The sequence below is a fragment of the Thioalkalivibrio sp. ALE11 genome, assembly GCF_000381205.1.
Classification (GTDB): domain Bacteria; phylum Pseudomonadota; class Gammaproteobacteria; order Ectothiorhodospirales; family Ectothiorhodospiraceae; genus Thioalkalivibrio.
The window spans coordinates 46,512-54,740 of record NZ_KB906176.1 but is presented as its reverse complement, the minus strand read 5'-3'; the positions used below and the strand labels follow the sequence as shown (position 1 = coordinate 54,740).

Genomic DNA, 8,229 nt, shown 5'->3' with positions numbered 1-8,229 from the left:
CATGACCTGCCCCCTCGATATTGGCTCTGTGTTGAAGGTGGTTGTCCCAACCCCGAGAACATAACCCACGCTCTCGAGGTCGGGCAGGTCAATCCATCATGTCTACGGACCGCACCCTGCCACCGGCAGGACACCGGCCCTCCGGCCGATGGTGCGTCCGGACAATCCCCCGCGCCGGATCGGCTCCTGCGCCGGATCGGCCAGAGGCTGGCCTCCTACGGGCCGCACCCTGCCCCCGGCAGGAGGCCGGCCCTCCGGCCGATTGTGCGTCCGGGCAATCTCCTGCGCCGCGTCGGCTCCTGCGCCGGATCGGCCAGGGGGCTGGCCTCCTACAGGGCGAACCCTGGCCCCCGGTGGGAGGCCGGCCCTCCGGCCGATTTCACGGCCGGGCGTGGTCGAACCAGCGGCGCAGGGTGGCCACGTCCACCACGTCGCCGGGCAGCTCGGCCCCGGCCAGTGACCGCGCCGGGGCGCCCGGTTCGCCAAAGCCGTCCAGTACCGCCAGCGCCCCGCTGAACCCCTGATCACGGGTGTAATCGTTGGTGGTGACGACCACCTCCAGCCCGGCATCACGGGCCGAGCGCACCCCGTTGTCCGAATCCTCCAGCGCCAGCGCGTCCGCGGCCGTCAGGCCCATCTCGGCCAGCGCATGGGTGTAGATGTCCGGGGCCGGCTTTTTCGCCGGCACGATGTCGCCGGCGGCGATCACCTCGAAGCGCGCCGGCCCGTCCTCGCCCAGGGTCGCGCGCAGCAGCGCGGTCACGTTCGCCGGGGTGGTGGTGGTCGCGATTGCCAGGCGCAGACCGGCCGCGGCGGCCTCGTCCAGCAGGCGCTCCACCCCGGGGCGCAGCGGGATCGCCCCGCCCTCCAGCATCGCCACGTAGTGCCGGGTCTTGGCCTCGTGCAGGGCCCGGATGCGGTCATCGATGCCCGGTTCCTCCAGCACCCGGGGGTGGTCTTCCGTCAGGTACTGGCGGATGCGTTCCTTGCCGCCGGTCACGCGCAGCAGCTCGCCATAGCGCTCCACGCTCCACTCCCAGTCCAGACCGGCCGCGGCAAAGGCCCGGTTGAAGGCTACCCGGTGGCCGTCGCGCTCGGTGTCGGCCAGGGTGCCGTCGACGTCGAAGATCAAAGCCTGCAGGGATGCCATGAAAAAACCGCCTCCGCACGTGAATCAGAACATGTTAATGGGATGAAACGATGGCACACCACTTGCTCGTGCCCCCCTTCTCTGGTACTAAGTGCGCCTTCATTTCGAGCCGGAGAACACCCAGCATGGCTGAAGACGCCAACGCCAAGCCGTCCACGAAACACATGGTCGCCGGAGGCATCGCGCCCTACGAGCCGAAGCCGGACGAAGAGTACATGAATCCGGACCAGCTCGAGCATTTCCGCCAGCTTCTGGAGGCCTGGCGCGAAGAGCTCGCGCAGGAAGTGGATCGCACGGTGGGCCACATGCGCCAGGACGCGGCCAACTTCGCCGATCCGGCGGACCGCGCCACCCAGGAAGAAGAGTTCGGTCTCGAACTGCGCGAACGCGATCGCGAACGCAAGCTGAGCAAGAAGATCGACGAGGCCCTGCGCTCGATCGAAAGCGGCGATTACGGCTACTGCGAGGCCTGCGGCGTGGAGATCGGTATCCGTCGGCTGGAGGCCCGCCCCACGGCCACGCTGTGCATCGACTGCAAGCAGCTCGCCGAGATCAAGGAAAAGCAGATGGCGTGACGGGTCCCGGTGCGACCCGCACCGGGTCGCACCCCCCGTCCCCCTGCCCGCCCGGCATGTCATCCGCGCCCGACCGCCCGTACGTCGGCCGCTTCGCGCCCACGCCCTCGGGCCCCCTGCATGCCGGATCCGTACTCGCCGCCGTAATCTCCTGGCTGGATGCCCGCGCCGCGCGCGGGCGCTGGCACCTGCGCATCGATGACATCGACCTCCCGCGCGTCCGGGCCGGTGCCGAGGATGCGATCCTCGCCACTCTCGACGTCCTCGGCCTGGGCTGGGACGGTCCCCTCACCCGCCAGTCGAACCGGGACGAGGTCTACGCTGCAGCCGTCGACCACCTGCTGCAATCCGGCCATGCCTTTGCCTGCGCCTGCACCCGGCGCGAGATCCGGACCGCCGGCGTCGCCGGCTGGGAAGGCCCGGTCTATCCGGGCACCTGCCGCCCGGGCCTGCCCGCCGGGCGCGAGGGCCGCACGGTCCGTGCCCACGCTGCGACCCGTTACTGGACCGTGGAGGACCGCTTCCAGGGCCCCCTGTGCCTGGATCTGGAGGCCCTGGGCGGCGATTTCGTGATCCGCCGCGCCGGGGGGCTGCATGCCTATCAGCTGGCGACCGTGATCGACGATCACGAACTGGGCGTGACCGACGTGGTGCGCGGCGTCGACCTTCTGGGGTCCACCGCACGCCAGCTGCAGCTGTATGCGGCGCTGGGGCTGGCCCCGCCGGAGCATGCCCACCACCCGGTGCTGGTGGGCGGCGACGGCGACAAGCTCTCCAAGCATACCGGCGCCGCCGGGGTGCATGGCGATGCGGCCCGCCGGATACTGGCGCGGATCCTGGAGATCATCGAGCTGACGCCCTCGGATCCGCTGTACCCCGATGCCCCGGAGGTCCAGCTGCAGGAGGCCCTGGACCGCCTCGCGCGGCGTGCGCTGACCCGGCGCCTGCCGCCTGCCAGCCACCTGCCCTGGCCCGACGGAGAAGCCTGACATGGACACCTCGCACGGCGTCCTGATCACGCTGCTGGGCGTGCTGCTGTTCCTCGGCCCGCCGGTGCTGTGGCTGGCCGGAGCCGCGCCGGCCTGGTGGTGGCCCTTCGCGATCTGGGCGGGTTTTGTCGGAGTGGTGGCACTGGCCACCGGGCGGCGGCGTGACCCTTAGTCTGGGCCTGATCTATGCGGTGGGCGTGGCCTACCTGGCGATCCTGTTCGGGATCGCCTTTGTCGCCGACCGCAGCACCCGGGTCGGCCGACTGGCCGCCAGTCCTTGGGTGTTCAGCCTGTCGCTGGGGGTGTACGCGACCTCCTGGACGTTCTACGGCAACATCGGCTTTCTCGCCGAACAGGGCTATCTGTACCTGACCATCTATCTCGGGGTGACCCTGGCCTTTGCCGCCACCCCGTGGCTGTTGCGGCCGCTGCTGCGCCTGACCCGCGAGCAGCAGCTCACCTCGCTGGCGGACCTGTTCGCGTTCCGCTACCGCAGCCGTCTGACCGGCCCCGTGGTCGCGCTGTTCATGCTCGCCGGGGTGCTCCCGTACATCGCCCTGCAGATCAAGGCTGTCACCGAATCCGCCGCGGTGCTGACGGCCGAGACCCCGCCGCACCTGCTGGCGCTGGCGTTCTCGCTCACCATCGCCGCGTTCGCGATCCTGTTCGGAGCCCGCCACATCGCCCCGCGCGAGAAGCACGCCGGGCTGGTGCTGGCGATCGCCTTCGAGTCGGTGATCAAACTGATCGCGATCCTGGTCATCGCCGCGGTCGCGCTGTTCGCGGTGTTCGGCGGGCCGGCCGGTCTGAACGCATGGCTGGACGCCAACCCCGGGGCCACCGAGGCACTCTACGCCCCGGTGCGCGAAGGCGGCTGGTTCGCGATGATGGTGCTGGCCTTCGCCGCCGCGTTCCTGCTGCCGCGCCAGTTCCACATGCTGTTCACCGAGAACATCGATCCGCGCGCCCTGAACCGTGCGGCGTGGGCGTTCCCGGCCTTCCTGCTGCTGCTGAACCTGCCGATGCCCGTGCTCTACTGGGCCGGGGAGGCGGCCGGGCTCGCGATCGACCCCAACTACTACGCCATCGGCATCGCCGGGTGGCTGGATTCGGCCACGCTGGCGCTGCTGGTGTTCATCGGCGGGGTCTCGGCGGCCAGCGCGATGATGATCGTGACCACCCTGGCCCTGGCGCACATGGGCACCAATTACCTCACCCCGATCGGCCGGCTGCAGGAAGACGACGCGCCCGGCAGCAACCTGTACCGCCGTCTGCTGTGGGCCCGCCGTACCTGGGTGGTACTGATCATCGGTCTGGGCTACGCCTTCTACGGCGTGCTGCAGGTGGTCGAAGGGCTGGCCGAACTGGGCCTGATCTCGTTCGCGGCCGTGGCCCAGCTGCTGCCTGGGCTGGCCGGGCTGCTGTTCTGGAACCGCGCCACCCGCATCGGCTTCCTCGCCGGCCTCGGTGCCGGCATCCTCGGCTGGCTGTTCACCCTGGTCCTGCCACTGCTGGACACCGCCGGCATCCTGCCCGGGCTGCCGGACCCGCGGGACTGGCTGCAAGCCGGCCATCTCGATCCCTGGACGTTCGCCCTGACCCTCAGCCTGGGACTCAACGCGCTGCTGTTCGTGGCGGTATCCCTGCTGACCCGGCCCAATGCGGAGGAGCGCGAGGCCGGCCGTGCCTGCTGCCCGGGCGACGCCGCCGCGGGCACCGCCGGCGGGCTGCCGCTGGCCGGTGACGTGGGCGAGATGGAGACCGCGCTGGGGGCGACCCTGGGTCCGGGACCGGCGCGCCACGAGGTTCAGCGGGCGCTGGACGAACTGGGCCTGCCGCGCCACACCCGTTCGCGCAGTGACCTGCGGCGCCTGCGCGAACGCATCGAGCGCAACCTTTCCGGGCTGCTGGGACCGGTGCTGGCACGCATGATCGTCGACCAGCACCTGCGCCTGGACGCCGCCGGCCGCCACACCCTGGGCGAGAGTCTGCGCCGGGTGGAGGAACAGCTGGAGACGCGCGCCCTGCCGCTGTCCGGGCTGGCCGCCGAACTGGATGCCCTGCGCCGTTTTCACCGCCAGATCCTGCACGAACTGCCGCTGGGCGTGGCCAGCCTGACCGCCAGCGGCGAGATCACCGGCTGGAACCAGGCCCTCGGCCAGCTCACCGGCATCCCGCCGGACACCGCCACCGGGCAGCCACTGGACAGCCTGCCGCGGCCCTGGCGGGGGCTGCTGACGGCGTTCATCGAGAGTCCCGACCCGCAGTGGTACAAACTGCACCTGGAACTGGAGGACGGCGGGCGCCGCCTGAACCTGCACAAGTCCGACCTGCTGGATTCGGACGGGCGGCGCGAGGGCCGCATCATCCTGATCGAGGATGTCACCGACCGCGCCCAGCTGGAGGCGGAGATCGCCCACAGCGACCGCCTGGCCTCCATCGGCCGTTTCGCCGCCGGGGTCGCGCACGAGATCGGCAATCCGCTGACCGGCATCGCCTCGCTCGCGCAGACCCTGCCGCTGGAGGACGACCCCGACGAGATCCGTGCGATCGCCGACGACGTACTGGCGCAGACCCGACGCATCAACGACATCGTGCAGTCGCTGATCACCTTTGCCCATGCCGAGGAACCGGCCGGCAGCCGGTTCGAAGACCTCGACCCCGGGGAACTGATCCACGAGGCCATCCGCCTGACCCGGCTGGCCGGCCGCAAGGACCTGCACTTCGTCACCTTCGGCCTGGACGCCCCGGGGCTGCAGGTCCGCGGGGCCCGCGGGCCCTTGCTGCAGGTCTTCATCAACCTGCTGACCAACGCCGAACAGGCCTCCCCCGAGGGGGCCACGGTGCGCGTGGGCGCGGAACGCCGAGACGGCCGCATCCGGGTCGCGGTGGAGGACGAAGGCGCGGGCATCGAGCCCGACAGCCTCGACCGGCTGTTCGAGCCCTTCTTCACCACCAAGCCCACCGGCCAGGGCACCGGCCTGGGCCTGCCGGTGGCCTACTCCATCGTGCAGGATCACGGTGGTACCCTGACCGCCAGCAACCGCCCCGAGGGCGGCGCCCGCTTCCTGCTCACGCTCCCCGGAGGAGATCCGTCATGACGCGCATCCTGCTGGTGGACGACGAGGCCCCGATCCGACGCGCGGTGAGCCGCTATCTGGTCCACCACGGCCTGACGGTGGACACCGCGGAGGATCTCGCCCGGGCGCGCGGGCAGCTGGCGCGCGGCGAGCCGGACCTGCTGCTGGCCGACCTGCGCCTGCCCGACGGCGAAGGCACGCAGCTGCTGGGCGAGACCCGCGCGCCGGTGGTGATCATGACCAGCTACGCCTCGGTGCCGTCGGCGGTGGAGGCGATGAAAAACGGCGCCGCGGACTACATCGCCAAGCCGTTCGACCACGACGCCCTGCTGCTGACGCTGCGGGCCACCCTGCGCCGACGCGCCGGCGCGCAGCCCGATGCGGACGCGGAGCGGGACACGAGCAGCGACGACCTGGGCCTCAAGGGCGACAGCCCCGGTATCCGCCACCTGCGCGAACAGATCCGCCGCATCGGACAGACCGAATCCACCGTGCTGCTGCGCGGGGAATCCGGCACCGGCAAGGAACTGGCCGCGCGGGCACTGCACCGTCTGGGGCCGCGGGCCGACGGTCCCTTCGTCGCGGTCAACTGCGCCACCATCCCCGAGGGCCTGGTGGAGGCGGAGCTGTTCGGCCACGCCCAGGGGGCCTACACCGGGGCCGTACAGGCCCGCACCGGCCTGATCGCGAGTGCCCACGGCGGCACGCTGTTCCTTGACGAGATCGGCGAGCTCGCCCCGGCCGCCCAGGCCCGTCTGCTGCGCTTTCTGCAGGATGGCGAGATCCGGCCGGTGGGATCCAGCGAGGCCCGGCAGGTGGATGTCCGGCTGCTGGCGGCTACCCATCGTGACCTCGAGCGCATGATCGCCGACGGCGGCTTCCGCGCCGATCTGTATTACCGCCTGCGGGTGCTGGAACTGGCGATCCCGCCCCTGCGCGAACGACCGGAGGACATCGAAGTCCTGGCCCGGCATTTCCTCGCCGAACGCAGCTCCGCCGGCGGCCCGGCGGAGCTGACACCGGCGGCCCTGGAACTCCTGCGCCGTCACGACTGGCCCGGCAACGTGCGCGAGCTGGCCAACGCGCTGGAGCGCGGCGCGGTGCTGGCCCCGGACGGACGTATCGAGCCCGCGCACCTCGGCCTCGAGGCCAGCACGCCACCCGCCAGCGGTCCCGCACCCCCGGAGGCCCCGGCAAACACCAGCCTCAACGACTACTTCCGCCAGTTCGTGCTGGAGCATCAGACGCGCATGAACGAGACCGAACTCGCCCGTGCCCTGGGCATCAGCCGCAAGACCCTGTGGGAACGCCGCCAGCGCGAGAACCTGCCGCGCCCGTGAACGCCATGACTGCCACACCCGCCGAACGCCGGGTCTTCTTCGCCCTGTGGCCGGACCCGGCCACCCGCGATGCCCTGCACGCGCTGGCCCGGGAACTGCCGGGCCCGGGGCGTCCGGTACCGCACGCCCACCTGCATCTGACCCTGGCGTTTGCCGGCACCGTGGGTGCGCCGGTCGCCGAGGCCCTGGCGCAGGCCCTGCCGGCGTTCCCGGAACATGCCGTGGACCTGCACCTGGACCGCTACGGGCATTTCCCCGGTCCCCGCGTCAGCTGGATCGGACCGTCATCCACCCCGCCGGGGCTGGAAGCCCTTGCCAGCGCCGCAACCCGGGCCTGCCGCGCCGCCGGGGTCCGGCTCGAAGAGCGCCCGTTCCGCCCGCACGTAACCCTGCGCCGCCACGCGCCGACGCCGCCCGAAGTCGAGGCACCGCCCGTCCCCGTGGTCTGGCATGCGAACCATCTGGTGCTGATCGAATCCGGTCGTGACGGCCACCCCGGCCCCTATCGCCTGCTGGCGGAGCGTCACCTGCTATCCTCAAGTAACCCATCTGACGGAGGCGACCGATGACACTCGACCATTCCCCGATCTCCGGCCCGATCTCCGGCCTGTCCCGCGGTCTGGCGCTCCTGCTCCTTCTGGCCCTGGCGCTGCCCGCACTGGCGGACAAGCCGGGCGATGCCCGCGCCATCGACGGCCTCGAGGAAGGACGCATCCTCTGGGACGTGACCCTGGGCGACCCCGAACGCCTGATCGCGCGGCTGGACGTGATTCTCGAGACCCGCGAGGACATGCAGCGCCAGGGCCTGGAACCGCACATGATCTTCGCCTTCCGTGGCGGGGCGGCCGGTCTGGTCGCGGACTCCACCGATCACCTCGACCTCGCCGACGCCGACGCGGTCGAACGCCTGCACGACCGTCTGCGGGATCTGCAGGGTCTCGACAACGTGCACATGGAGGCCTGCAGCATCGCCACCCGGCGCTTCGATCTCGGGCAACAGGACCTGCTGTCCGGCATCGAGCTGGTCGGCAACACCTTCCTGTCCATCATGGGTTACGAGCGGCAGGGGTACAGCACCATCCGCATCGACTGACA

General features: G+C 71.0%; 8 protein-coding genes. 7 read left to right on the top strand and 1 reads right to left on the bottom strand.

Features of this window, described 5'->3' with window-relative positions; all coding sequences use genetic code 11:
- Positions 1-379: 379 nt before the first annotated feature.
- Complete coding sequence (locus F620_RS0111945) at positions 380-1,150, bottom strand: HAD family hydrolase (RefSeq protein WP_019570727.1); 771 nt, start codon at positions 1,148-1,150, stop codon at positions 380-382.
- Positions 1,151-1,275: 125 nt separating this feature from the next.
- Between F620_RS0111945 and dksA the strand changes: the two genes are divergently transcribed.
- Genes dksA through F620_RS0111910 form a run of 7 tightly spaced genes read left to right on the top strand, consistent with a single transcriptional unit; the run spans position 1,276 to position 8,227 of the window.
- A complete protein-coding gene (gene dksA / locus F620_RS0111940; protein ID WP_018870927.1) occupies positions 1,276-1,725 on the top strand; it encodes an RNA polymerase-binding protein DksA in 450 nt (149 codons plus the stop codon).
- Positions 1,726-1,781: 56 nt separating this feature from the next.
- Positions 1,782-2,714: a tRNA glutamyl-Q(34) synthetase GluQRS gene (gluQRS, locus tag F620_RS0111935; protein WP_026331445.1), complete on the top strand. Its 933-nt coding sequence runs from the start codon at positions 1,782-1,784 to the stop codon at positions 2,712-2,714.
- Between the two features lies 1 nt (position 2,715).
- On the top strand, positions 2,716-2,886 hold the full coding sequence (locus F620_RS15380) for a hypothetical protein (RefSeq protein WP_018870925.1): 171 nt from the start codon (positions 2,716-2,718) through the stop codon (positions 2,884-2,886).
- Positions 2,876-5,815, top strand: coding sequence for a sensor histidine kinase (locus F620_RS0111925; protein WP_019570725.1), 2,940 nt, complete (start codon positions 2,876-2,878; stop codon positions 5,813-5,815). The genes F620_RS15380 and F620_RS0111925 overlap by 11 nt, the downstream gene beginning before the upstream one ends.
- On the top strand, positions 5,812-7,134 hold the full coding sequence (locus tag F620_RS0111920; RefSeq protein ID WP_019570724.1) for a sigma-54 dependent transcriptional regulator: 1,323 nt from the start codon (positions 5,812-5,814) through the stop codon (positions 7,132-7,134). The genes F620_RS0111925 and F620_RS0111920 overlap by 4 nt, the downstream gene beginning before the upstream one ends.
- Positions 7,135-7,139: 5 nt before the next feature.
- Positions 7,140-7,703: an RNA 2',3'-cyclic phosphodiesterase gene (gene thpR, locus F620_RS0111915; RefSeq protein WP_019570723.1), complete on the top strand. Its 564-nt coding sequence runs from the start codon at positions 7,140-7,142 to the stop codon at positions 7,701-7,703.
- Positions 7,700-8,227 (top strand): hypothetical protein, encoded by a 528-nt coding sequence (locus F620_RS0111910; protein WP_018870921.1) that lies wholly within the window; start codon positions 7,700-7,702, stop codon positions 8,225-8,227. Before thpR ends, F620_RS0111910 begins: the two co-directional genes overlap by 4 nt.
- Positions 8,228-8,229 lie beyond the last annotated feature (2 nt).

Excerpts from the sequence above, each read along its gene's own strand:
- F620_RS0111945 (WP_019570727.1), bottom strand. The coding sequence starts at position 1,150 with ATGGCATCCCTGCAGGCTTTGATCTTCGACGTCGACGGCACCCTGGCC.
- F620_RS0111910 (WP_018870921.1), top strand. The coding sequence starts at position 7,700 with ATGACACTCGACCATTCCCCGATCTCCGGCCCGATCTCCGGCCTGTCC.
- thpR (WP_019570723.1), top strand. The coding sequence starts at position 7,140 with ATGACTGCCACACCCGCCGAACGCCGGGTCTTCTTCGCCCTGTGGCCG.
- gluQRS (WP_026331445.1), top strand. The coding sequence starts at position 1,782 with ATGTCATCCGCGCCCGACCGCCCGTACGTCGGCCGCTTCGCGCCCACG.
- F620_RS15380 (WP_018870925.1), top strand. The coding sequence starts at position 2,716 with ATGGACACCTCGCACGGCGTCCTGATCACGCTGCTGGGCGTGCTGCTG.
- dksA (WP_018870927.1), top strand. The coding sequence starts at position 1,276 with ATGGCTGAAGACGCCAACGCCAAGCCGTCCACGAAACACATGGTCGCC.
- F620_RS0111920 (WP_019570724.1), top strand. The coding sequence starts at position 5,812 with ATGACGCGCATCCTGCTGGTGGACGACGAGGCCCCGATCCGACGCGCG.